The organism is Deinococcus aquatilis DSM 23025, from assembly GCF_000378445.1.
Taxonomy (GTDB): Bacteria; Deinococcota; Deinococci; order Deinococcales; family Deinococcaceae; genus Deinococcus; species Deinococcus aquatilis.
Map to the genome: position 1 here is coordinate 1 of NZ_KB899750.1, position 23,746 is coordinate 23,746.

Genomic DNA, 23,746 nt, shown 5'->3' on the forward strand with positions numbered 1-23,746 from the left:
ATAAGAAGATGAACAAGCGGGTAGGCGCACGTGGGTACAGCCTGGACCTTCGAGAACGAATTGTGGCAGCTGCGCGGAAAGAACACAACGATCAGCAGGTGGCCGAAACGTTTGGAGTTGATGTCCGAACCGTCCGGTTATATGTGAAGAAGCACGAGGCAGGTACGCTCTCACAGGTCAAGCGCCCGACTGGGCGTCGCCCAAGAGTGCAGCGTGAGCATGAGCAGGTCCTCCTCCAGTTGCTGGAGGAGGACCTGGACGCGACCCTGGAAGAACATGCCCGCCGGTTGGAAGCCAACACTGGGCTCAAGATCAGCTACCGAACGGTGGATCGGGTCTTCCGGCGACACGGCATCACCTCCAAAAAAACTACGGTGGCAAATTCGACTTGCTAGAATCCAGTCATCATGGCCCGCCAATATCGTCGTCATGCACAAGACCGAGAAGAAACGCTTCACCGATGAGCTCCGGTGTGTCCGGTCTGCGGCGCTTTTGCGCCGCTGGATTACCACAACAGCCGGTCTGTGGTGGGGATGCAGGAACAGGTGAGGTATACCCTGAAGATTCGTCGATGTCGGAATGAAGCCTGTGACTGGTTCCGCAGACCCCTGCGCCCGGAAGCGGAAGGGCGTTTGGCCCTCCCGTACAGCGAATATGGTTTTGATGTTCTGGCGTTTATCGGTCGGGAACGCTTTGCGTTCCACCGGACTGTCCCAGAAATCCATACCCTGTTGTCACAGCAGCAGGTCGAGATCAGTCAGCGTCAAGTCACTTATCTGATCGCCCGGTACGAAGAGTTGCTCGCGTCCAAACTGATGTATCCGGATCACTGGCAGGCCAAGTTACAACAGCAAGGTCGGGTGATCCTGAGCTTGGATGGGTTACAGCCCGATGTCGGTCACGACGTACTCTGGCTGATTCGGGAGGTGCTTTCAGGCGAGGTGCTCCTCGCTCGTCCCCTGGTAACGAGTTCGGAAGACGACCTGGCGGCGCTGCTGACGGAAGTCAAAGAGGCGCTCGGTGAGCGCCTCCCCGTCGTTGGCGTCATCAGCGATGGACAGCGAGCGATTCGCCTGGCGATCCAACGGGTCTTTCCAGGGGTTCCTCATCAGTTGTGTCAGTTCCATTCACTGCGAGAGGCCGCCCGGCCTCTCCTGGACGTCGACCGTCATGCCAAAGTACAACTGAAAAAGCGTCTGCGAGGGATCAAGAGGATCGAATCCACTCTGAAAGCGCGTCAAGACCCTCAGGCAGGCGTTTTACTCAACTATGCCCTGACCGTCAGAAGCGCCCTGACGGATGACGGGCGTCCGCCCTTGGTCGCCAGCGGGTTGCGGCTCCAAGAACGAATCCGTCATATTCACGACTCTTTGGAGCGCCTTGAAGAAGCGCCCCAGAAAAAAGGGGGGGGCAAACCGATCAAGACTTGAGTCGTCTGAGACGACATCTTCAGCAAGCTCTTCAAGAAGAGGGTCAACCTTGGGAGGCCCTCAGCCAAGCGCACAACTCCGTGATGCGTATGGCACAAGTCCTCCAAAATCCCGGTGAGGACGATGCGCACATCGTCCAGCAACAATTTCAGCGCGTGCTCTTCTCCGTGCAACGTCAGCAACAGAGTCTGCCTGAGGTCTCGAGTGCGCTGGCGCATTTCATCAAGATCTTGACGGCTCAACAGGACTGGCTCTTCCATTGCTACCGGGTGCCGGGCTTGCCCCGAACGAACAATGCCTTGGAACAATATTTTGGCTCGGCCAAGCGCTACGAACGCCGTGTCAGTGGCCAGAAATCAGCTTCACCGAGTCTGGTGATTCGTGGACACGTCCGCCTGGTCGCCGCAGCGGCGACCAGAAAAGGCCTGATCCGTCCGCAAGACCTCCAGCCGACGAAAATGGAGCACTGGCGTGCAGTACGTCAAGAACTGGAACACCGTCAGGAAACCCGCCGGCTGCAGTCACGGTTTCGGAGAACCCCCCAGGCCTGCCTCGCTCAATTTGAGGCAGATTGGGACAAGCTGATTTTGCCACCGTAGTTTTTTTTCGACCTCCGGGCGCGTGGTCCGCACCCAGGTTCGCACTGCTGTCTCGTTCTGCTCGAGCGCCCCTTTGCTTGGTCGTTGAGGTGAAAACCCCTGTTGGTGGAGCAGCTTCCGAACATGATCCGGGTGGTACCACACGCTTAACCGACGACCGATGACCTCACGCACGCGAGGCGTCGTCCACGTGTCATCCGGAAACCCAAACGCGCGAGCACCCTCCTGCAGGAGGGTGCCGATCTGTTGGCGCTGTTCCGGCGTCAAGCGGCCCGGCCGACCGGGCGTGACGGTGGCTTCCAAACCGCCTTGGCGCTTAAGACGCTCTTTCCAGGTGTAGATGGTGTGGACGGAGACACCAAATTGATTCGCAATCTGCTGATTGGTCTGACCACCGGCTTGGATCACGGATAGGGCGGCGAGTCGTCGTTCTTCCAGCTGCGCGCGGGTGTACTTGGAGGGTTGCCAAGGGACCATACTTCACCCAAGAGAGCAACCCACATTTACACCGTCATCAATAGGCTGGGTCACAGTCACCTCCTGAGGCGTAGGGTGGCGCCATGAAGAACAAGTCGTTGACCCAACTCGCGGATGAACTGGCTGATTTGGTCCAAGCTTACGAAAGTACTTCAGCCCAACTGCTCTCACATCCCGTTTTTCCCGAGATGCCCGACGCCGCAGGCGTGGAAAATGTCCTGAGGAAGGTGTCTGAGACGCTCAACGAGGATTTGCACCGCAGTGCTGCCCGGGTTCAGACCGAACTGGAACAGCTCAGGAAAGCACTGCAGACGATGGACACCCGTCAAAGCAGTCCCCAGTCAATGAACTGAAGCCTGAAAAAAGCCCTGCTGATGGCGAGGCTGCCCGCCGACTTCACCCGGTCGGCTTGAGTTGTGGGATGCCTTAGCTTACCTCCTGTGGGTGCGAATGATGGGCGGCAACTCCCCACGCGGGGGAATCGTCTGAAAGGGCTCGCGCTCCAGCCCCAATTCCGGCAAGTACCAAGGGGCGGGATTACGCTGTTGCCACTCTTTCGGCGTGGTCTGGACGCGGCCCCGCCGCTCTTGCTTCATCCACCAATCGCGGCGCTCATCCGACTGAGACAGATGGGAAGTGATCTGGGCACGGCGGGCGGCCCGTTTCTGCGCTTTCTTCGACATCAGCGGGCCTCCCTGTTTGGGGCAAGAAAAAACCCGCCACAGTCGGCGGGGTGGGGCTTGAATTGTTTGGGATGAAGAAAGTCTACTGACAGGTCATTACAGCAATGTCACCTATTCTCGTCAGATCTCAGGAGGTTGAACTATGGCGCTTTTGGAAGAATTCAATGCCCGGTGGGAGCCCTCCCTCACGGGCCTCACCGCTGAGGTCTGGCACAAGATGAAGGCGCTCGGCGTGACTGCCCACTGGATTGACCCCCTGAATGGAGACCCTGGGCTCCTTCAAAAGCAAATGGGTTTAACAGGGTGGAATGTCCAGGCCAGCGAGTTCTACACCTTTGCCGTGCACTACAACGGTGAAGTTTTGGTGGAGTACAGGCGGTACAGCGCGGATGAAGCGGCGCTGGTCGTCACGGCACTCAGTGACGCCGCCACCCAACTGGAAATGTATGGTCTTCAAGTAATTCCCAACCTCGACTCTTGAGACGCAGGTTGAGGGCCGCGCCCAGCTCCTCGGCAGTGTTGGGGGATTCGGGCTGGGTCATCGGCTCACCTCTTCAGGTAGGTAAAGTGGGGAATGGACGAATGGCGCAGCTGGCTACTGGAACCAGACCGTGTGCTCTTGGAGCGCTATGAGGCCGGGGGTCTCCTGATCGTATGGACAGAGGAAACCAACACCTATAACAAAAAGCTGCAGTGGAAGATCGAAGCCTGGGCTGGATCCACAGTGTTGGTTTCCTCAGATCCGGTCAAGCCAACGCCTGCTCCGGATGTGGTGCGCAGTTGTGCGCACCAGATGCTGGTGAGATTGAGCACGTATTACCGGAATAATCCTGCTGAGTAAAAAAGCCCTGCTTTTGGCGAGGCTGCCCGCCGACTTCACCCGGTCGGCCTAAGTTGTGGGATGCAGTTAGTGTAACCACTACACTGAGGCAAAACCATCACCCAAAAGGCTTAGCGTGGGCGCAACATGCTCAAATAGCCCATGCCTGTCCCTGCCATCCGAATCACCGACGGCCAGATGTACCGCAGCACCGACAGCTTTGCATGGGTGGATTACCCGATGGGCAGCGCGTCAGACGAGGTCAATGTTTTGACAAAGGCCAGCGAAACACACGAGGTGGTTCAGATCATTGGCCCAGTGTTCACGGTCCAAGGCACCGTGACCATTTTCAGCCTGGGCAATGGGGCAAAGTTTCGCGTGGTGCGCTCGGATTAGTTGAAGACAGTCGCTGTGTTCGCCCCCATCTTTGCAAGCGCTCCCCCTGTCAGAGCCATGTGTGGTTCCCCAGGCCACACTACCGCCATGAAGCGACTGCTCCTGCTAGCCCTGATGGGGCTTACTGCCTGCTCACCAGCACCAGAGCCTGCGCCGCCCGTAACTCCGCCACCGCCACTCACGACCGTCCCACCGCCCTTGCTGGGCGCCACTCCAGACACGATCTCGGGCTGTTACGACGCGGTCTACACCATTAAGAACAGTATTGGGAACTTGGCACCCGGACGCTTGTCCAACCTCTTGTGCATATATGTCGAGCCTCCGTTGCCCGGAATTTCAAGCATGTATGACATCTATAACCCTTACCCCCTCTTGCCGGTACGTCTCCCTCTGGTGGTTGAAGTCAATAGCAACTCTTTGCTACTTAGTGCCTATGGGCAATCAACCCCCTCACAGACGATCATTATTCGTATGAATTTCCCGCTTGGCACACCCGAGGGAGCTCCTTGGGCGGGTACATTTAACATCTCGGAGAACCTAACTTCCGCGCAGGGAGCGGAAGGAGCCATAGGTACTTTCGTTGACGGAAACGCGGTGATCACCAAACGGATCAGGCCTGGTTATGGGCCTTATTCCAGCAAAGGAAGCTGAGCGGCGATGGTGCGCCCGCCGCTGCTGAGAATGGCTGAGGCGCGAGGTATGAGATAAGGCCCAACGAAAATCCCCCAAGCGAGGCCGCCTTGGGGGATAAAACTCTGAACTTACATGCATAGTAGGTCAATCAACGGATTCCCGCAAGTGAAATAGGTGAATTTCTGCCTGAGCGCCACCCAGTCGCACAGCCAGAGTCAGCACCGCCACCGCGTACTCTACTGCCCGGTCTTTGGGACTGGCCCAACCGCCACACTCATCCACGAGAGACGCCATGCTTGTGCCCTCGCGAACAGCCTTCAGTCGTCTCCCCAGTCGGGCGGCATCTGGTGTTCCCGCATATTCCAGATTCGTAATGGTGCGGCCCGCTTCGCCCTCCCCGACCTCGCCCATGGGCGTGATCAACGTAGTTGGAGAAGGCGTACCACCTTCACCCAGGGTGCTGATTCCATCGCCACTGCTGGTACTCCGGAAGGCGGCATAACTGACGGACAGGACTGCCACTTCCCCAAACACCAGCTTCCATGCTCTGAGAGACTGATACCACGCCTCTGCATAGGCACGCGCTGCCTGCTGATTGCTGCGTTGTGAAACGAATTCCCGAACAGCGGGGCCGGGGCCAGCGACCTGGACAGCGCGGCTTCTCTTGGTTCCGTTCGTCAAGTGCGCCTCCTGGTGGCGTGAAAGGGTGAGGGTCATGGCTGGGCCTGCCAATACGCGAAGATATCCAACGAGTGACTTAGGAAAAAGCACAGAAGCCCGAAGTCTGAACGGCCAACTAAAAGCGGACTGTTCTCATGGCTGAGCAACCTAAGCTCCCATTTATGAAAACCAAACAACAAATGCTCGGATTCTGTATAGCGATTGGTGTGGCAATTGGATCGAGTCTGGGGGCCGCCTTGCACAACATTGGACTCGGTGTAGCTCTTGGGTTGTCCTTGGGAGCAGCGATCGGAGCGGCGATGGGTAAAAATTTGCCCTGAAGTCATCTCAGTTCCCTCATGCAGCACGTCTTCTAGCCCCAATTGCCTCAGGTAGTGCGCCTCGCTGTCCTTGATTGGCAGGAACCCCAGCTGCCGCCGCTTGTGGGCCACCATGAACCGCACGATCTCCACCGGATCAACTTCGTCCGCTTCTGCCGCTGCCTGAAGCCGCAGCAGGGCCTTGGCGAGCCGCTTGCGCTCTCTAGGCCTCATGAATGGCCCCGCTTGGCGCTGTCAGAGACGCGTGAGAGCGTCCCCCCCACACTGGAGACATGTACCGTCAACTCGTGATCTTGGACGCCATCCGCTCCCTACAAGCGCGACGTCCTGACGCCTCGGTGCTGGTGGGTGATCTCCAAGACGTTCTGAAGCAGCAAGGGCTGAAGTGGGGGCGGGACACCCTGCGCACCTGTTTGAAATACTTGGTCAAGCGGCGACGCTTGAAAAAACTGAACCGGAACGTGTACCGTTTGCTTCCCAGCGGCACTGTCTGCTCCCCTGACCCTGTGCCTCATGACTGCCCCTGACTGATACTGAGCACCACACGCGGGTTCTGGGCGTCGTACTGCGGGTAGTGATGGTAGCCATAGACGTACTTGTCCCCCGCCGGAAATAACGCATCGACGATCCCTTTGCGGACGTTCTCCGGATCGTTGTGGGTGCCGTTCTCAAAGAAACACCACACGTCCACCCGAACAAGCTGTGCTTTCGTTGGCTCAGGTAGCGGCCCCGGCACTGCCCCCGCACATGATCCTTCCAAGGGTGATACTCCTTCATCCGTGTTCAGTTCGGTGTTTTCCCTTTGGTGTAATAGCCCACCAGCTTGGGACGCTGGGTTGTGGCAAGTTGTTGGCCTTCAGAAAACGGAGGGGTATTGGACAGTCAGGCGGCCTGAAGTTCAGGCCGCCTGTTGCACGGTGTCTTGCCACGTTTTGAAGGCTATGCGTTGATGAAAGCGCCGATAGTGAGCGGGAACGGTCGTGCGGGCAGGGTGGTGAAGATTCGTGATTCGAGCGTGCAACTCAAGAAAGCCTTGTGCCCGGAGGCGTGATCTAAACCCGCGTTGCTGTCGCTCTTGTTGTCGTGTGTGGCGATGGGATTGTTCAATCAAATTGTTGCAGCGCGCTGTTGAAATCACTTGGACGTGCTCCATCCCTTGGAGCACGGGAAGATCACGTAGAGCAGCACCATCACTTCCGAGCTTGTCAGTATGGATGATCTCTGGCACGTCATATTCACTCAACAGGTGTTGAAAAAACGATGTGGCGGCCTCCGTATCACGGTGTCCCTGAAGAAAGACGTCCAACACGGCCCCTTTCTCATCAACGGCTCGCCACAACCAGTGGGTGACTCCCCCGACGTCCACATGCATTTCGTCCAGATGCCACCGGGAACCCCGACGGGGTTCCCGGTGACGAAGACCAGGGGCGAACAGGTCGCTGAAGTTGATGCACCAAGTACGGAGAGATTCACGAGTGACGCAAATTCCGCGTTGTAGGAGAAGTTCTTCAATATCCCGATCACTCAGGGTAAAGCGGTGGTAGAGCCATACAGCGTAGTCGATGACGGCGAGGGGGAATCGGTCACCGGAGAGCTTCTGACCGCTGAGCATCACCTCACCCTATCCCAACAACTTGCCACAACCCTCACTGTGTCACACAAAGATGGAAATGTGAAGTTGTGATCGCTGAGTTTTTTGAGCAAATAAGGATGTGAACCTTACGGAAGCCCCTTATGGGTGTCCTAGAAAATCACAAGGATTAAGCGTCTTTCACTCTGAAGTTCACCCCACAGCGCAGCTCACTCCTTATAGAATCCCGGAAGGCAGCGATCAGCAGCGCGCAGCTGTTCAACCGGACCTGTACACCCACAAACCCAACTGGATCTCGGCTTAAAGAACGGTTCGCTTGGCTCGAACTTCACAGGATTCGCAGGCATTCGCCCGTTCACTCCTACTGCGCAACTTCGCTCACGACGACGGCATCTCGTTAAGACCAGGGTGGGAGAGTCAGGATGAAACAGAGCCATGCTCCGCCCCAGGTGCTTCGTCATGAACTGTCCAGAACGGGCCTGTTGGAGCGGTTGGCCACCGCCATGGATTACCAGGTGGTCGCCCTGGTGGCCCCCAGCGGCTACGGGAAGACTACGGCCCTCGCCCAATTCGCCCGCACGACCCCTTACCCAGTCGCCTGGTTGAGCCTGCGCGAGGATGACGCGGATCCCGCAGTCTTCGTGCAGTCGCTGTGCGCTGCGGTCGCGTCGTTTGACTTTGTCTCTCCTTCGGGTCTGCCGCCGAGCTCGACCCTGCGCGATCTGGCGACCCTGCTCAATAACCTGGCGTTCAGTGTCCGCCTGGTGTTTGACGACGTCCAGGTCCTCGGCGCCGAGTCTGGCCGGGAGCTGAGCCGCTTCATTGAGGCACTGACCGAAGGGCATCAGGTGCTGATCGGTTCGTACGTGGATCCGCCGCTGCGGCTGGCCCGGCTGGTGGCCCGGGGCTCCGCCCTGGTGATCGGCCTCGAGGAGCTGGCATTCTCACGTCAGGAAAGCGAGCTGTATCTGCGTACCCGGCAGTTTCAGGGGCGTCCAGACCGGGCCTACGCCCACCTCAGCGGCTGGCCGGTCGGCCTGGCCCTGGTGTCAAGCGAAGCCTCGCTGCACTACCAACCCGAGCACCTGATCGCAGATCTGATCGAGACGCTTGAACCGGACCTCTCCGGCAAGCTGCCTGAGGCGGCGGTCATGGACGTCTGGGAGGAAAGCTTGGCGCAGCAGTTGCAGCTTGACCTCCCGCCCGGCTGGCTGGACACGGTCAAACGGTTGGGACTTCCGCTGGCCCCCTTGGGAAACAACCGGTTTGCCCCGCATCAGTTGCTGCTCCAAACTTTGCTTAGCCGGTTGCGCCTCGTACCAGAGCGCTTCGGCACCCTCCATGCCCGGATGGCCGCCGTGCATCAGGAGGCTGGAGATGCCCTGGCAGCGCTGCGTCTGCACCAGCGTGCGGGGCACTTCCAAGACGCCCTGGCACTTGCCCGCGAGCTGGTCAACCGCTACACCGAGCGGCTGGAAATGAGCCTGGTCTGCCGGACCCTGCAGGACTTTTCGCCGGACCAGTTGCCCGTGGAAGTGCAGTTGCAGTGGGCGGGGGCCCTGCTGGAAACCGGGCAACCCGAGGCGGGGGCGGCCCTGTTGGCGCAAGTCCAGGCACAGCAAGACAGCGCACTCCTCCGGTTCTACCAGGCGCGTTTGAGAGGGTCTGGGCAGAATTACCAGGCCCAGCTGGACGCGGCCGAAGAGGCGTTGAGAACCTATCCAGACGCCCTGTCCTTGCTGCGCCTCAAAGCCCACGCCCTGCTGAATCTGGAGCAGGCTGAAGAGGCCCTCCAGACCGCCCAGTACGCTCTGGCGCGCTGCCCCGTGCCGCTGGGAGTCGAAGAAGCGCAGTGCCTGCACCTCTGCGCGCAGTGCCTGTATGGATTGGGGCGCTGGCAGGAATATCAACGGATGCTGGAACGGGCGCTGGACGCCTTTACGGCCCTCTCCATGCCAGTGCGCACCCTCTACCTCTTTAATGATCTGGCCGATCTCTACCGCAAACAGGGCCGCCTTCCCGAAGCGCACGATCTGCTGGAACAGGCGGTTCGGACAGCTCGCGAGGAAAACAGTGCAGCCCTGCCCATGCTGCTGGAGACGTTAGGGGAAACCCTGCTGGACATGGGTGACCTGGAGTCCGGCATGGGGACCCTGAGGCAGGCGCTGGGGATCTGTGACGAGTTTGGGGCGCTCAATCTGCAACGCCGGATTCGGCTGATTCTCGCCGAAGCCCTGGCCCGCACAGACCAGGTCGCGCAGGCAGAAGATCAGCTGGAGCAGGCTGAACCCCTCAACAGCGGTCTGCGCCCCCGCGCAGAGTTTGTGCGGGGGCTGATCGCGCTGGTGCAGGGGGACGCTCAGGCTGCCCTGGCCCGGTTCGGCCCACTGGACTTTCAAGCCCATCACCCACTGGCCCTGCGCACCGTGGTCTACCGCCGTGAACTGCAACTGAAACTGAAGCGCGTCCACAAGCTCTCCACCGCAGAGGCCGCGTGGATTCAGCAGCATCCGGCCCAACATGTTCTTCGCCAGGACGCGCCGTGGGTGACCCGGACCCTGCGGGAGGTCAAGCTTCAGTTTCAGCCCACCTTGACCACGCCGCGCGCCACCCTGCACCTGAACACGCTCGGTCAACTCAGAGCCCGCGTGGAGAGCCGGCCGCTGCAGATTCCTTTCGCCAAAGCGGGCGAGCTGCTGGTCTGGCTGGCCCTCCACGGTCCGGCCAGCCGGGAACAAATTGTGGACGCCCTGTGGGACGGCTCCCGGGAAGAGCGGCATATCGGATACTTCAAGGTCGTGGTCCGGCGGCTGCGCCTGGCCCTCAGCGAGATTTTGCCCGACGTGATCAATCCCCTGCCGTTTGAGGCAGGGCAGTACGCGCTCAGTTCAGACTTCAGTGTGGACCTGGACGTGACCCGCAGCTTCTCCAGCACCGACGATGAGGCTGGACGCCTCACGCAGCGGCTGTCTCTGTGGCAGGGGGAGTTCCTGCCCGGGCTGACCAGCGAATGGATTCAAGAGGAGCGGCGGCGCATTCAAGATGAGTGGACGGTTCAAATCCTGCATGAGGCTGCCGGTGTTCAGGCGACCCACCCGGAACTGGCCCAGCAAGCCTACCAGTTGATCTTGAGGCTCGATCCCCTGCAGGTGCCGGCCCACCATGCCCTGATCCGGCTGCTCCACGGCCGTGCGGACGCCGTGGCCGCCTCGCAGGCCTACGGAGCCTACAGCCGCATGATGCGCCGGGAATTTGCCGAAGAGCCGCGCCCCTACCCGCAGGTCGTCGCCACCCTGGACTGAGGGCTCACAACCAGGTCTCGGCCGCCTCGCGCAGCGCATGCAGCAGGGTGATGTCCGCTTCAGGCAGGTCAGGGGTGAGCGCCAGCAGGCCGTTGAGGTGATGGTGCACGCACGCCGCCGCAGTACACCGTTTCAGGGCCTGCAGTTCTGCCCGGAAGCGCCGGCCCGTCTCGGCCTGCACCCGTCCGGTCTCCCACTGACCTGCCCGGGTTTCAAGCCGCTGCAGCAGCGGTTGCAGGGCGGCCAGATCAAGCGTGGTCATGGGAAGGTGACGCGACATTGAAGAGTCATAGCAGTTCCGCCTTAACAGGAAATGAGGGCGTTCATCCCCGCACAGGCGGCCGCAACGGACGTCTTGGCAGGGACGAGAACTCCACCTCAGCGGGCCGGGGGCGTCACGGGGGGCAGGGTCACGTTGGGGCAGGGGGCCGGGGGCGGCGTGCCCCCTCCACTGACCTCTGCCTGCCCGATGCCGCCCAACACGAGTACCACGATCAGCGCTTTGCTCACGGTGCTCCAACGTTTCTGTGTCATGTCTTGGCCCCCTGGTGAAGTGAGGTCATGGTGAAGGGACACCAGAGAAAAATCGGAGTACAGCACCTGCCGGAAAAAGCCGCCGCCGTTCTCTCGGCCAAGCTTGGTTCCATTGGATGGCGTCAACACTGCGCAATCCAACCCGTTTTGAACTGAGTATAAGTTGATCGTTTCTGGATGGCGGCCGATATTGCCCGCAATGTCGTGGAAAAGGCCCCCAACACATACTGGGTTCAGAAGGCGAGCAAGTGCAGGAGCGATCGGACCGGCCAGACAGGCAGACCCCGATCAAGGTCTCGAACACAGGTGGCCTTTCAAAGGAGGAGCTATGGAAAAGTCAAGCTTTTGGCTCGGAGAAGACGGTGGGGGCAACACGCCCGAGATGGACGACCTCAACATCTTCACGTTTACCGGATTTCGGTTCATTTTCCCCGCCCAAGTGAACGCCGGTCAGGGATTTGAAAGTGCGTTGGTGTTGGAACTGCAGTAAGCCCCATCCCAGCAGGAGTGGCCAAGTCAACCCGACGCCCTCATTCACCAAGGAGAACTGCCATGACCAACGGAATCGACTGGATCGCTGATGCCCACACCGACGCAAGCCTGGACGGCGTGAACGTACTCGCCCTGACCGGCTACTTCCTGGTCTACAACGCCGAAGACGAAGCGGCCACCGGCTTCGAAAGCAGCCTCGCCACCGAACTCGACTGAGCAGCCACCCCCCAGCCCGAAGCACCTCGCCCCCGGCCCGACGCCCTCACTCACCAAGGAGAACTGCCATGACCAACGGAATCGACTGGACCGCTGATGCCCACACCGACGCAAGCCTGGACGGCGTGAACGTACTCGCCCTGACCGGCTACTTCCTGGTCTACAACGCCGAAGACGAAGCGGCCACCGGCTTCGAAAGCAGCCTCGCCACCGAACTCGACTGAGCGGCCACTCGCCACTGAACCCACCCTCTGCGGTGGGTTTTTTCAATTGTTCTCCGGCCCCAGCACCCGGGTTTTGATCGGCAGTGGCCCGGGCTGAACACTCTCCCCAGCCAGCGCGCTCACCAGCGGAGTCCACCCTGTGTTTTTCGCTGAACCCACCCCTGCGGTGGGTTTTTTCAGTTGTTCTCCAGCCTGCGCCTAGCGTGATCACACCCACTCAGGAGGGGGAGAGTATGGAAATACTAAGCGCAACCCAGCTCAGCAAGCAGTTCCGAAGTCGTGGTCAGACCGTCGAAGCGGTACGAGACGTTTCTCTGCGCTGCGCTTCAGGCGAAGTGGTGGCGTTCTTGGGGGCCAACGGGGCGGGCAAAACCACGACGCTCAAAATGCTGACCGGATTGATCCGGCCAGACCGCGGTGAGGTCAGCGTCTGCGGCGGCGATCCCAACCGGGATGCCCGGGTTCTGCGGCACATCGGAGCGGTATTGGAAGGCAACCGCAACCTGTACTGGAAACTGACCGCCCAGGAAAACCTGGAGTATTTCGGGGCCCTGCGGGGCATGGGCCGCCTGGAAGCCTCCCGCGCCGCCATCCTGTGGTTGGGCCGCCTGGATCTGGAGGGCAAACGCCACACCCTAGTGCACAAGTTGTCGCGGGGCATGCAGCAAAAGCTGGCATTCGCCATCTCGGTACTGCACCGGCCCCGGCTGCTGCTCCTTGATGAGCCGACCCTGGGGCTCGACGTGGAAGCCACTACCGCGTTGAAAGGATATGTCGCTGAGTGGGCAGCCGAAGGCAACGCCGTGCTGCTGACCACCCACCAGCTGGACGTGGCTCAGGAACTGTCGTCGCGGGTCGTCATCATGCGCCAGGGCGCCATTTTGGCCGAGCAGTCGACCGCTGAGCTGATCCGGCAGTACAGCGGCCAGTCCTACACCGTGCGCTTTCAGGGCACGCTGGCTGAACCGCAGGTGGCCTTGCTGGCGGGCCTCCCCGTCCGGTTGGAACTGCGTGATGACGAGAGCCTGCTGCTGTATTTCGGAGCACCTGATGGACTGTATGCCGTCTTGGAAGCGCTGCGACCGCAGCCGCTCATCAGCATCGAGCCGACGCTGGCCGACCTGAGCGACATCTTCGTGTACCTCAACCGGGACGGCGCGCCGCTCCCCCCCGCAGCCCGCTACGGCCCATTGCCCACTTCACCCGTTCTGAACCAGGAGGCCCTGCATGCTTAGGTTATTCGCGGCAGAATTTCGTCGCAGCGCGCTGCTGATGCGGCGCTACCTCGGGAATACCGTAGGCGGCATTATCGGCATCACCCTGGTCTTCTTGGCCCTGTTCTACGGAGCCCAGTTCATCTCCGGCGTCAACCGCTTCGGTGACCGGCTAGACACCCTGGTGGTGGGTTACACCTTGTGGACGCTGATATTGTTCGTGCTGGCAGAGGTCAGCTCCGACGCCCAGCAAGAAGCGCAGAGCGGCACGCTGGAACAGGTGTGTCTCTCGCCGTTTGGTCTGACGCGCATCTTCGTCCTGCGCGGTCTGGCCAACATGCTCTGGATGTTGTGCACCAACGCCGCCGTCTTGGGCCTGCTGCTGCTGATCACCGGCGTGAGTCTCCAGGTGAGCGCCTGGGTCATCGTTCCAGTGATCGGCGCTCTGCTGAGCGCTTACGGCCTGGCCTTCTTGTTTGGCAGCCTGGCCCTGAGCGCGAAAAAGATCCAGCAACTCCTGAACCTGGTGAATTTCGCCCTGCTGTTCTTGCTGATGACGCCCTTTGAAACGATGGGGCCAGTCGTCCGGGCCGTGACGTCTGTGCTGCCCCTGGTGCCCAGCGCCGAGGGCCTGCGCCTCACTTTGGTTCAGGGTCAGCCGCTGGAGCCGCTGCAGGTGATGGTCATGCTGCTGTCCGGCGCCGTGTGGTTCGGCCTGGGTCTGCTCGCCTTCCGGGGCGCCGACCGCAGCGTCAGGCAGCGGGGTGTCCTGAACTCCTACTAGGCTGCCGACCGCGTCAGGCCCCCCTCTGCGTTTGCTCAGGAGTCCACATGACCCACCCCCACGCTTTTACGTTGTTGCGCCGCCATCCTCTCCCGACGGGCGAAGGCGAATACCTTCACTGGATTCACCCCTCGGGCGCCCAGGTCCTGCACTTTGCCACTCCTGATCCCTGCTGGGTCTTCTCCGCGTCCTTTTACACGCCTCCACCCGATGAGAGCGGCGTCACCCACGTCTTGGAGCACCTGGCACTGTGTGGGTCACGGCACTACCCGTCTGGGCAACCGTTCTTCGAGGCCCAGGGCGCGTCGCCGCGCGACTATATGAACGCCAGCACCACCCGCGACTGGACCGCCTATACCTTCGCCAGCCGGGTCGAGAGCGATTACTGGTCGCTCCTGAGCCTGTACCTCGACGCCTGTTTTCATCCGCTGCTGCGCGATCAGAGTTTCCAGCAGGAGGCCTGGCGCGTCGAGCGCGGCAGCTACCAAGGCGTGGTCTACAACGAGATGAGCGGCGCGATGGCCCACAGCGCCCGGGTGATGCGGGACCTGGTCGGCCGGGCTCTTTTTCCCGGCAGTCCCTACAGCCGCAATTCGGGAGGTGACCCCGCCCACCTGGTGAACCTGACGCCAGACGACGTTCGGGCCTACCACCAGACGCATTACACGGCCAACAACGTGTGTTTCTACAGCTCCGGCGACCTGAAACTCACCCCCCTTCTGATTCGGCTGGACCAATCCCTGCAGAATGTCCCAGTGGGAACGGCGGTGCCCCGGGGCGAGCAGACACAGCTTCCCCTGGCGCGGCTGGAACACACGCACCCGGGCGGAGAACAGGTGCTGCTCGCCTGGGCGACCTCGCCGCGGGCCGATTCTCTGGAACACTTCGCCCTGACTGCCCTGTCCTTTGCCCTGCTGGGTCATCCAGGCGCGCCACTCGCTCAGGCCCTGTCAGCCCATGGTTCCGGCCTGGCCGACTACACCGGGTTTCATTCCGAGACGCCGGAAGGGGTGTTTGCGGTCGGCATTCGGGGCACCGTAGACGCAGAAGCTGTCTGGGACACTGTGCAGGCCACCCTGCAGGGCGGCGTGGACGACGCGCTGATCGAGGCGGCCCTGACCCGCTTCGAACTCGAGGATCTCGACACGTCGCATGGGGCCGTGCCGTATGGGGTGAGGCGCCTGTTCAATGCCCTCTCTGCCCATCACCACGGCGCGGATCCCTGCATCCTGGCCCGGCTGGAACCTGGCATTCAGGCGTTGCGGGCCTTGCCCGACCGAACCGGGTTTTTCCGTCAACTGATCCACGACCACCTGCTGGACAACCCCCGCCGCACAGCGGTTGTGATGAGGCGGGGCCCGGCCGTCGCCCTACCAGCACCGCCCGCCGGTGCCCAGGAGGCCATCAGGCCGAGTCCGCAGGCCTCCCCTTCTGCGCCCGTCCACAGCCCGGCGGGTTCCTTGCCTCCGCTGCACATTCGCCTGGAGCCCTTGGCCGGCCTTTCCATCCCAGCACAGCGGGTCGCCACACCCGGGACAGGGCTCACCCACCTGACGCTGAGCGGGTCGCTGGCACACCTGAGCCGTGAGACGCTGCCTCTGGTGGCGCTCTACGGCAGTCTGGCCCCGCGCAGTGAGGTGGGAGGAAAGGCATTGACGGCCCAGCTGCAGACTTGGGGGGCCCTCTGCCAGTTCAGCGTGGACACCCTTCACAGCCCGAACGATTCTGGGGCCGTGGCCGCCCAGTGGACGCTGAGCCTCAAGGTTCTCTCCCGGCATCTGCCTCAGGTGACGGCCCTCCTGCGGGGCTGGATCAAGGCTCCAGAGGTTCGCCCGCTCACCGTGATCCAGAGCGTGGAAGAACGCCTGCGCACCTTTGAAACGCTGCTCGTGACGCAGGGACACCAGCTGGCCCTGCTGCAGGCTGGGCTGGGAGTCAGCCCGGCCCTGCAGCTGCGGGACACCCTGGACGGCTGGGGAGCGTTCCAGCATCTGCAGGTCTGGCGAAACGATCCGGCGCTTGGCGACGCCCTGGAACACCTTCACCGAGACCTCTGGCGGCAGCCTGGTCTGAGCCTGCTGGCGGTCAGTGATTTGGATGACGACCTGCTGAGGGGCACCCTCGGGGAACTCTTGGCCGATCTGCCGGATGACCGGTTGCCCGGCACCCAGATCCCGGCCGTCCCCTGGAGCCCGCGCCGTTCGCTGTGGAGTCACGAACTGCCCGTGCCAGTGGCTTCCGGGGCCTGGGCCTTTTCAGGCGTGCCGTACCGGCATCCCGACGCTCCCGCGCTCGCGCTGCTCAGCCGCGTTCTGCATGAGCGCCTGCACGAGCAGGTGCGGCAGCTGGGCGGCGCCTACGGCGCCACCTGCCGGGCCTCGGCCGAGCAAGGCCTGCTGCTATGTGCCTCGCTGCGCGATCCCGACATCGGACGCAGCCTGAAGCTCTTTCAGGCCCTGCCAGAGCTGTTGGAACCGCTGACTTCAGCGGACCTGTGCCACGCCCGAACCTCAGCGGCCCGCCTGCTGCGGCCCCTCACCTCCCTCCCCGGCGCCGCCCGCAGGGCCTTCCTGGATGCCCAACAGGGCTACACCCCGGCGCTGCGCGACGCCTTTTACGATCAGGTGGCCAGTACCCAGGCGGATGACCTGCGGCGCGTGGCCGGTCACTACCTGAGAGGTGGAGCGGGAGCTGTGCTGGCCGACGCCCTGACCCTCTCTTCACTGGAGGAGCACCATGTTGCCCTGGCTTGAAACCGCCCCGCTCCCTCGGCCTGCTTCCCTTCCGCCCGCGGCGGGGCCAGGCCCCGTCTACCAGCGGGCCCTAGCCTGGGTGCTGGCCCACCTGGAGTGCTTTGACCCCCGGCACTCGTTTGTTCAAGATCACCAGCTGCGGGTCAAGCCCTTTTTGGAACTCGTGTTCGTCCTGAACCCAGCCCTGCGGGTGGGCCTCGACCAGCAGGTCCCTGAGCTGCGCCGCCTGACCCAGTTCATCGACGCCACCTTTGCGAACTACGATTTCGCTGCGTTCGCGCACAACGATCCGGCGGGCCTGCTGCTGCTGGCCCTGCGAGACGAGTACTTCGGCGTGACCGGACGCAACACAGACGACAATGACGGCCTGCTCGCACGCTTCGTGGCCTCAGGTCTGCATGAACGGGTCACGCGCAGCCGCATTCCTTTCCGGGTCATGGACCTGCACTACGCCCTCGACCGCGCCGCCGGCCACTGCCAGCCTGAAGCGTACCTGCCGCTCTACGCTCACACGGTGCTGGCCCGGGGCCGGGGCCTGACGCGCTGCAACACCAACGACCTCTACAGCATCACCCATACCCTGTTTTACCTAGCGGATCTGGGGCAGTCCCCGGTGGCCCCGCTGCTGGGCGCCGACGCGGGCCGGGTGCACGACCTGCTGCGGCACGCCCTGGCCATGATGCTGCGGCAGAAGAACCTCGACCTGGCCGGAGAATTTATCATGTGCCTGAGTTTCTTCGGTGAAACAGACAGCCCCCTCCTGAAGCTGGCGTGGGCTGAATTGGCCGCCCAACAGTTGCCGGGCGGGGCCATGCCGTCACCCACCTACTCGGCTGGCCGCCAAGCTGAACTGGTGGGCGACGCCGCCGCCCGCTACGAATTCACGCAGTGCTACCACACCACTCTGGTGATGCTGGGGGCCGCGACGCTGGGGCAACCGGGCAGCGCTGACGGCGTCGGCGATCAGCCGCTGTGGCGGTCACCCACTCTGACCGGAGACCTGTTGTGACTGCTCCCGACCTCTCCTGCATGGACGCCGCGCTGCCCCGGCGCCTGTTTGCCCAGGAGGCCGAAAAAGACATCGGGCGCCTGGCCCAGCTGGCGCGGGTGCTGCTGTGCCTGGATCCAGACACGCTGCGGGACGCCGTGACCAGCGCGCCCCGCCTGCACCAAGCGCTGTACGGCCTGCTTCACCTGCCCCAATGGCGCGATCTGCTGCAGCGCAATCCAGGCTTGATCGTTCAGGCATTGCCCCTGCTGCGCCTGTACCGCCGACTGGACGGCCCCCAGCCGCAGGTCTTTGCCCCGCTGGAAGCCCTGCTGCGCGAGCGCTATTTCGACCAGAGCGAATGGATGCCGCTGTACCTGCTGGAAGCGGTGTTGGCGCTGCACGAACTCGGCTACCCCGCACCGTGCTCGGTGGAGGCGGCCCGCCAGCAGACCCTGCTCGACCTGTCGGTGCCCGGTTGGGTGTGGTGCTTCGAGAAGAGCTCGGTGCTCGACTTTCTGATGCTGGTGGTGGGCGGCGCCGGCTGGACGCTGCCCGAAGCGTGGCAGGAGACCTGCACCGCCGATCTGGCGTTCGCCCTGCGGGAGGGCGATGGTCTGGCCGTGGGCCGCGCCGCCTTTCACCACCGGTTGGGCGGCGGCCCACCTGAGCTGCTCGAGCAGGCCTGGACCGCCACGCCGCGCGTGCCCCCCAAGGCCTGGGACGAGGCCCTGGGCCACGCCTACTTGGCCGTCAGTGCCTCGCAGCTACGCCGTCAAGAGGCGGCCCCTGCGCCCTTGTCTCTGCCCCTCAAGGAGTCTGCTATGTTCGCCCCTTTTGACTGGAACGCCCTCCGGACCTGGACGGCCACCGCCCTGAATCAGCTCGGTTGCCCCGAAGACCTAGTGGAGCTGCGCCGCCTCGCGGAGCTGTGTGAGGGAGGCGGGTGGGCCGAGCCTCAGCTGTGGTCCGGGAGCACCGCTGCTCCTGTGCCCCTCACCGAATGGCTCATGCTGCCCGACAGCGCGCTTCATCTGCAGGTGCAGCAGGCCCTGACGGCTGCGCCAACGGACGCGGATCCCGCCGAAGCCTGGGTGCTCCCGGCCTGCGCGATGGTGGCCTGCCGGGAATACCAGTTGGCGCTGGCGGCCGACCTGCTGCGGCTGATGATCCGGCGCCGCCTGACCTCGCCGGTGGTCACCGAGATCGCCGAATTTCTGGCCTTTCAGCAACGTCCCAGCGGCGAGTGCGGCTACCTCAATCCCCTACACCCTGCGCCGTTCGCTCCAGAAGAGCGCTTTTCCCGCTTTACCTTGCCGGCCACGGCCGCCATCGCAGACGCCCTACGTGCCTACGAACAGGAGCGCACCCATGTCGCTGCAGATTGACGGTCTGGTCTACCGGTACGGCACAGCCAACGAGGTACTGCGCGGGCTGAATCTGGACCTCACGCCGGGCGTCACGGGGCTGCTCGGCGGCAATGGAGCCGGGAAATCAACCCTGATCCGTCTCCTGGCCACCCTGCTGCGGCCCAGCAGCGGCGCGGTGCGCTGGCGGGGCCGCGATGTGGTGGCCCGTCCGGAGACGCTGAGGCAGGTGCTGGGCTACCTTCCACAGGATTTCGCCGCCTATCCGCACCTGACGGCCCTCGAATTTTTGCAGTACGTCGGAGCGCTCAAGAGGCTGCCGGCCACTCAGGTTCGCCGGCAAGGCAACGAGCTGCTGGGAGAGCTGGGACTGGAACCGGGACGCCTGCTTTCCAGTTGTTCCGGCGGCATGCGGCAACGGGTGGGCATCGCCCAGGCCCTCTTGGGGAGGCCGGAGGTCCTGATCCTGGATGAGCCCACGGTGGGCCTGGATGCCGAGCAACGGCTCAAGTTCAAGCAGCTGCTCGCCGCGCTGCCGGGAACGCCCGTCATTGTCCTCTCGACCCACATCGTCACGGATCTAGAGGGCACGGTCGACCGGGTGGCGCTGCTCGCGGCGGGCCAGATTGCTTTTCACGGCCCACCCCTGCAGCTGCTCAGCCGCCTGCAGGGTCAGCTGTGGATCTGGCGCCAGGCCCCTGATGAGGAGCTGGTGTCGGTGGCCGGGCCGTGCATCACCGCGCAGCACGGCGGGCAACTGGAAGTGCGCTGCCTGCAGGCCACCCAGCCCCACCGCGCGGCCCGGTTGATGTCCCCGACCCTGGAAGACGCGTACCGGCTGTACGCTCAGCAGGCCCTGACCCCCCGGAGCGCCGCCCATGCTTGAGCACCGGCCCGTTCCAGCCTTCCTGAGCGTCTGGCGACTCGCGCTGCTGGACGTGCGGGGCCGCTTGCGCGCGCCCGGCGCCCTGTTGGCCGTTGGCCTGATGGTCGCCTTGGCCGCGCTGTATTTGCCAGAGCACACCGCGCCGTACGTGACGCTCAGCGTGAACGGCGCGCGCGGTGTCTACGCCTCGGCGTGGGTCGGCGTCACCGTGGCGCTGCTGGGGACGTTCGCGTTTCCCCTGGTGGGCTTCCTCCTTGTGCGCGCCGCTCTGGAGACTGAACGCCGCTGGGGGGCCGAGCGCTGGACGGGCGCGGCCCCCTTGCCGACCTTCTGGCAACTGCTGGCCAAGACAGGCAGCCACTTTGCCTTCCTGGCTCTCCTCGCCGGGGTGGTCGCCCTGAGCGCCCCCTGGATCCAGTGGATTCGTGGAGAGGACCGCACGCTCGACTGGGCAGCGCTGCTGCTGCCCAGCGCCCTGCTGACCCTGCCCACCCTCTTCCTGGTTGCGGCCCTGGCCGTCAGCTTTGGACAGCTGCCCCGGCTGCGGGGCCAGTTGGGCACTGGACTGTTTCTGCTCTTGTGGAGCTTGGCGGCCCTCGCTGCTCTGCAGCCCCTGGGCTTTCCCGATCCCCTGGGTGCGGGGCCGGTGCTGCGGCAGGTATTGGCCGCTTCTGCAGGCAGCGCGGGGCCGGAACAGCTCACCCTGGGCCTGACGCCTGCAGCCTTGCCCCCACGCTTCGAGTGGAGCGGCGTCTCCTGGACCGCAGGTGATCTGCTGGGACGCGGTCTGTGGCTGCTCTTGGCCCTGGGGCTGTTGGCCGCTGTGGGACGGTGGCAACAGCGTCTGCCTGAGGTCACTGTCCCCCAGACGACACGCTCTGGCAAGGTGTCTCTGCAGCGGTTCCGAAGGGTTCTCCCACCCCTTGACTCGGCTCAAGCGCCCCTCTGGGGGGAGCTCCGGGTGGCGCTGCGCAGCCTTCACCCCGCCACCGCCCTGCTGCTCGGCCTCTTAAGTGTGGGCGGCGCCGCCGCACCGCACCTCCTGCTGCCCGTGATCCTGTTGGCTCTGCTTCCCGTGTGCTCCGCCCTGGTGACCGCGCCGTTCCGCTGGGGCCTAACCCCACTGCTGGCCAGTCTGCCCCAAGGTGGGCGCCACCTGCTGGGCATCCGGTGGCAAGCTCTGGCGACCCTGACCCTGCTGTGCACGGGCCCGGCCCTGCTGAGCACCATCATGCGCGGGGAGCCGGGCGCGGCGTGGGGGCTGCTGGTTTTCCCAGTCTTCCTGCCTGTCCTCGCACTGGGAACCGCCGCCTTGACTCGGGGCTCGACTCTGTTTGAAGCCCTGTGGATCGCCCTGTGGTATCTGGGACCGGTCAGCGGCTGGGCGGGCTTGGACTACACCCGGCTCCCAGTGGCTCTGGGGGCCCTGACCTTCAGCCTGATCTTGATGACGGTGACCTGGATGTGGAAGACCCCGCCTCAAGGAGGCTTGACATGACCTTTCCTGCCCCCACTCATTTGCTGTCGGTCGCCCCGCCCCCCACGCTCCGCCCCGTCCTGCGACTGGACTTCCTGGGCCGGACGGAAGGCACGCTGGATGCTGAGCCGGTTCGGCTGCGGCGGCGGTTTTGCGAGATCTTGGTGATCCTGGCGCTCAACCCTTCCGGCGTGAGCAGTGCCAAGCTGTGCAGCGAACTGTACGGCGAATGGATCGAAATTCAGAATCAGGGCCTGGAGATCCACCGCCTGTCCAAACTGGTGCCGATCTCCTCTCGGCCCTACCGCGTCGGCGTCTGTCTGAGTGCGGATTTCCTGGATGTCCAGGAGCAGTTGATGCACGGCCAGGTGGAGGCGGCCATCCGGGCGTATACTGGGGAACTGTTGCCGCTGTCGGACGCTCCCGCCGTGTCAGATCTGCGGGAATGTCTGCACGAGAGTGTGCGTCAGGCGGTCCTTCAGAGCGGGAGTTTACCCCTGCTGTGGCTGTTTTGCAGCCGCTTTCCGGACGAGCTGGAGCCGTGGGAACAGCTCGCCCACTTGCTGGAACCGCATGATCCCCGGCTGAGCCTGGTGCAGGCCAAGATCAAGGTGATCGCCCGGCGCCACCGCCTGAGCTGAAGCGGCTCTGTGCTCCTTGACAAGGGAGGTGCCGTGAAAGACCGGCAGAGAGGGACGGTCGCTTTTGTGGGAGAAGCAGTGCCCTGCAAAACGCCGTCCTGTTCCTGGTTATCCGACTTACCCAGCGTAAGAATCCAAGTGACGTACGACTCAGGACACGGACGATTTTCACATTCTTGCCGCCTCACAGAAAAACAAAATTGTGATTCTGTGAGATTTTGCGTGCTGGTAGGACGTGAATGTGACCCTTATACACAGATTCGGCCTCAGTTATACGGGCCTGTTGTATGTCTGTTGTTGTTCTCTAAACAGCGATTCGTGGAGGCGACGGTTACTGAAGAACCTGACGCCATCAGGCTCCAGGCAAGACGTTGGTGGCGTCGCTTGCTGCTGGAAGCAGCCCCTCATCTCTAGTCCCAAAACCTCAGCGACGCGCCGCAGAGTAGAGCGGCAAGTGAGTTGCTGCGGCCCATCAGGCCGTTGGCCACTGTCCGCGTCGAAGGTGATCAGCTATCGCGTTCACCTGCCGAATGGTGGCAGGCGGCGCACGATGCACTTTGGGAGGCATTGCTATATCCCCTGACGTCTGCTGCTCGGCCGGAGTGTCACCAACTTGACTCCGCGTTGGGCTGTGCGCTTGGCGGTCTGGCAGCGTCGTTAGACCATCCAACCACAAAGTCAGATGCGATTCTCAGCGATTGAAGCTCATAGTCGACTGGTCGTAGTGTAAGCGAGAAATTTTAGTGACTACTCATCAGGGAGTCTCGACCTGGCCGAGCAGGTAGCCTGAAAAGATGCCTGCCTTTGTGATTGTCAATACCCGGGTTACTGACCCCACCAGAGTTCAAAAGTACCGTGATCTGGCCGAGCAGTCTGTCAAGCAGTTTGGTGGCAAGTACCTCGTGCGAGGAGCTTCCCTTAGTGTACTGGAGGGGTCATACCACCCTGAGCGATTGGTACTGCTGGAATTCCCCACTGTGGACCAGGCAGAGGCATGGTATTCCTCCGAAGCGTACGCAGAGGCCAAGCAGGCCAGGGCGGGCATTGCTGAGTTTGACATGGTGCTGATTGAGGGGCTGCCTCAGCACCTCTGATTTCTCGTTCACGGCTCGACCCTGACGCGGTCAACCTTGAGCTGACGGCGGTCATCGTCGAAGCTGGCGACAGCCTTGCCGTTACGCCAGGTGTGCTCGGAAGGAAGGCAAGGGACGAACCCGTGGGCGGCCCCCAGTGAGGAG

General features: G+C 62.8%; 28 protein-coding genes. 21 read left to right on the top strand and 7 right to left on the bottom strand.

Annotated elements, in window-relative coordinates; all coding sequences use genetic code 11:
• From F561_RS0120970 to F561_RS26305, 3 genes are all read left to right on the top strand, one after another.
• A partial coding sequence (locus F561_RS0120970; RefSeq protein ID WP_019011934.1) for a helix-turn-helix domain-containing protein occupies positions 1-395 on the top strand: 395 nt, incomplete at its 5' end.
• A gap of 150 nt (positions 396-545) precedes the next feature.
• Positions 546-1,430, top strand: a complete 885-nt coding sequence (locus F561_RS26300; RefSeq protein ID WP_211214847.1) for a hypothetical protein — start codon at positions 546-548, stop codon at positions 1,428-1,430.
• A gap of 83 nt (positions 1,431-1,513) precedes the next feature.
• Positions 1,514-2,029 (top strand): hypothetical protein, encoded by a 516-nt coding sequence (locus tag F561_RS26305; protein WP_157452074.1) that lies wholly within the window; start codon positions 1,514-1,516, stop codon positions 2,027-2,029.
• Here F561_RS26305 and F561_RS30610 read toward each other — a convergent pair.
• A complete protein-coding gene (locus tag F561_RS30610; protein ID WP_211214848.1) occupies positions 1,952-2,506 on the bottom strand; it encodes a winged helix-turn-helix domain-containing protein in 555 nt (184 codons plus the stop codon). The genes F561_RS26305 and F561_RS30610 overlap by 78 nt on opposite strands.
• A gap of 83 nt (positions 2,507-2,589) precedes the next feature.
• Between F561_RS30610 and F561_RS0120990 the strand changes: the two genes are divergently transcribed.
• Positions 2,590-2,859 carry a hypothetical protein gene (locus F561_RS0120990; RefSeq protein WP_019011938.1) on the top strand — a complete coding sequence of 90 codons (270 nt, stop codon included), beginning with the start codon at positions 2,590-2,592 and terminating at the stop codon, positions 2,857-2,859.
• Positions 2,860-2,937: 78 nt separating this feature from the next.
• Here F561_RS0120990 and F561_RS0120995 read toward each other — a convergent pair whose 3' ends face one another.
• Positions 2,938-3,189: a hypothetical protein gene (locus tag F561_RS0120995; protein WP_019011939.1), complete on the bottom strand. Its 252-nt coding sequence runs from the start codon at positions 3,187-3,189 to the stop codon at positions 2,938-2,940.
• A 142-nt stretch (positions 3,190-3,331) separates the two neighbouring features.
• Between F561_RS0120995 and F561_RS0121000 the strand changes: the two genes are divergently transcribed.
• The 3 genes from F561_RS0121000 to F561_RS0121010 all read left to right on the top strand — a co-directional run bounded on the left by F561_RS0121000 (position 3,332) and on the right by F561_RS0121010 (position 4,405).
• Positions 3,332-3,670, top strand: coding sequence for a hypothetical protein (locus F561_RS0121000; protein ID WP_019011940.1), 339 nt, complete (start codon positions 3,332-3,334; stop codon positions 3,668-3,670).
• 93 nt (positions 3,671-3,763) lie between these two features.
• A complete protein-coding gene (locus F561_RS0121005; protein ID WP_019011941.1) occupies positions 3,764-4,030 on the top strand; it encodes a hypothetical protein in 267 nt (88 codons plus the stop codon).
• 141 nt (positions 4,031-4,171) lie between these two features.
• Positions 4,172-4,405, top strand: a complete 234-nt coding sequence (locus tag F561_RS0121010; RefSeq protein ID WP_019011942.1) for a hypothetical protein — start codon at positions 4,172-4,174, stop codon at positions 4,403-4,405.
• 777 nt (positions 4,406-5,182) lie between these two features.
• On the opposite strand, the gene F561_RS0121015 is transcribed toward F561_RS0121010, so the two are convergent.
• Positions 5,183-5,719 (bottom strand): hypothetical protein, encoded by a 537-nt coding sequence (locus tag F561_RS0121015; RefSeq protein ID WP_157452075.1) that lies wholly within the window; start codon positions 5,717-5,719, stop codon positions 5,183-5,185.
• Between the two features lie 32 nt (positions 5,720-5,751).
• Positions 5,752-6,252: a hypothetical protein gene (locus F561_RS29210; RefSeq protein ID WP_019011944.1), complete on the bottom strand. Its 501-nt coding sequence runs from the start codon at positions 6,250-6,252 to the stop codon at positions 5,752-5,754.
• Positions 6,253-6,311: 59 nt separating this feature from the next.
• Here F561_RS29210 and F561_RS29745 point away from each other — a divergent pair, with 59 nt between their 5' ends.
• A complete protein-coding gene (locus F561_RS29745) occupies positions 6,312-6,566 on the top strand; it encodes a hypothetical protein (RefSeq protein ID WP_019011945.1) in 255 nt (84 codons plus the stop codon).
• 371 nt (positions 6,567-6,937) lie between these two features.
• Here the strand turns inward: F561_RS29745 and F561_RS0121035 are convergent, their stop codons facing one another.
• Positions 6,938-7,651, bottom strand: a complete 714-nt coding sequence (locus F561_RS0121035) for an IS6 family transposase (protein WP_019011947.1) — start codon at positions 7,649-7,651, stop codon at positions 6,938-6,940.
• A 401-nt stretch (positions 7,652-8,052) separates the two neighbouring features.
• Between F561_RS0121035 and F561_RS26310 the strand changes: the two genes are divergently transcribed.
• Positions 8,053-10,932 carry an AfsR/SARP family transcriptional regulator gene (locus F561_RS26310; protein ID WP_019011948.1) on the top strand — a complete coding sequence of 960 codons (2,880 nt, stop codon included), beginning with the start codon at positions 8,053-8,055 and terminating at the stop codon, positions 10,930-10,932.
• Between the two features lie 4 nt (positions 10,933-10,936).
• Here F561_RS26310 and F561_RS0121045 read toward each other — a convergent pair whose 3' ends face one another.
• Together F561_RS0121045 and F561_RS29215 are read right to left on the bottom strand one after the other, a co-directional pair.
• Positions 10,937-11,194, bottom strand: a complete 258-nt coding sequence (locus F561_RS0121045) for a hypothetical protein (protein ID WP_026299122.1) — start codon at positions 11,192-11,194, stop codon at positions 10,937-10,939.
• Positions 11,195-11,310: 116 nt separating this feature from the next.
• On the bottom strand, positions 11,311-11,466 hold the full coding sequence (locus F561_RS29215) for a hypothetical protein (RefSeq protein WP_157452077.1): 156 nt from the start codon (positions 11,464-11,466) through the stop codon (positions 11,311-11,313).
• A gap of 328 nt (positions 11,467-11,794) precedes the next feature.
• Between F561_RS29215 and F561_RS29220 the strand changes: the two genes are divergently transcribed.
• The 12 genes from F561_RS29220 to F561_RS0121110 all read left to right on the top strand — a co-directional run bounded on the left by F561_RS29220 (position 11,795) and on the right by F561_RS0121110 (position 23,602).
• Complete coding sequence (locus F561_RS29220) at positions 11,795-11,956, top strand: hypothetical protein (RefSeq protein WP_019011951.1); 162 nt, start codon at positions 11,795-11,797, stop codon at positions 11,954-11,956.
• Positions 11,957-12,018: 62 nt separating this feature from the next.
• Positions 12,019-12,174 carry a hypothetical protein gene (locus F561_RS29225; RefSeq protein WP_019011952.1) on the top strand — a complete coding sequence of 52 codons (156 nt, stop codon included), beginning with the start codon at positions 12,019-12,021 and terminating at the stop codon, positions 12,172-12,174.
• A 68-nt stretch (positions 12,175-12,242) separates the two neighbouring features.
• Entirely contained in the window at positions 12,243-12,398 is a 156-nt protein-coding gene (locus tag F561_RS29565; RefSeq protein WP_019011953.1) for a hypothetical protein, read from the top strand.
• Between the two features lie 233 nt (positions 12,399-12,631).
• Positions 12,632-13,633, top strand: coding sequence for an ABC transporter ATP-binding protein (locus F561_RS26315; RefSeq protein ID WP_083922589.1), 1,002 nt, complete (start codon positions 12,632-12,634; stop codon positions 13,631-13,633).
• On the top strand, positions 13,626-14,396 hold the full coding sequence (locus F561_RS0121075) for an ABC transporter permease (protein WP_026299123.1): 771 nt from the start codon (positions 13,626-13,628) through the stop codon (positions 14,394-14,396). The genes F561_RS26315 and F561_RS0121075 overlap by 8 nt, the downstream gene beginning before the upstream one ends.
• A gap of 47 nt (positions 14,397-14,443) precedes the next feature.
• The gene (locus tag F561_RS0121080; RefSeq protein ID WP_019011956.1) at positions 14,444-17,149 is read left to right on the top strand and encodes an insulinase family protein; all 2,706 of its coding nucleotides are present in this window, start codon (positions 14,444-14,446) and stop codon (positions 17,147-17,149) included.
• Positions 17,133-18,158: a DUF6895 family protein gene (locus F561_RS27475; RefSeq protein ID WP_019011957.1), complete on the top strand. Its 1,026-nt coding sequence runs from the start codon at positions 17,133-17,135 to the stop codon at positions 18,156-18,158. The genes F561_RS0121080 and F561_RS27475 overlap by 17 nt, the downstream gene beginning before the upstream one ends.
• Positions 18,155-19,525: a hypothetical protein gene (locus tag F561_RS0121090; protein ID WP_157452078.1), complete on the top strand. Its 1,371-nt coding sequence runs from the start codon at positions 18,155-18,157 to the stop codon at positions 19,523-19,525. Before F561_RS27475 ends, F561_RS0121090 begins: the two co-directional genes overlap by 4 nt.
• The gene (locus F561_RS26325) at positions 19,509-20,390 is read left to right on the top strand and encodes an ATP-binding cassette domain-containing protein (protein ID WP_019011959.1); all 882 of its coding nucleotides are present in this window, start codon (positions 19,509-19,511) and stop codon (positions 20,388-20,390) included. Before F561_RS0121090 ends, F561_RS26325 begins: the two co-directional genes overlap by 17 nt.
• Positions 20,383-21,888, top strand: a complete 1,506-nt coding sequence (locus F561_RS0121100; protein ID WP_019011960.1) for a hypothetical protein — start codon at positions 20,383-20,385, stop codon at positions 21,886-21,888. The genes F561_RS26325 and F561_RS0121100 overlap by 8 nt, the downstream gene beginning before the upstream one ends.
• Complete coding sequence (locus tag F561_RS0121105; RefSeq protein WP_019011961.1) at positions 21,885-22,508, top strand: hypothetical protein; 624 nt, start codon at positions 21,885-21,887, stop codon at positions 22,506-22,508. The genes F561_RS0121100 and F561_RS0121105 overlap by 4 nt, the downstream gene beginning before the upstream one ends.
• 794 nt (positions 22,509-23,302) lie before the next feature.
• A complete protein-coding gene (locus tag F561_RS0121110; protein ID WP_019011962.1) occupies positions 23,303-23,602 on the top strand; it encodes a DUF1330 domain-containing protein in 300 nt (99 codons plus the stop codon).
• The last annotated feature ends 144 nt before the right edge of the window (positions 23,603-23,746 follow it).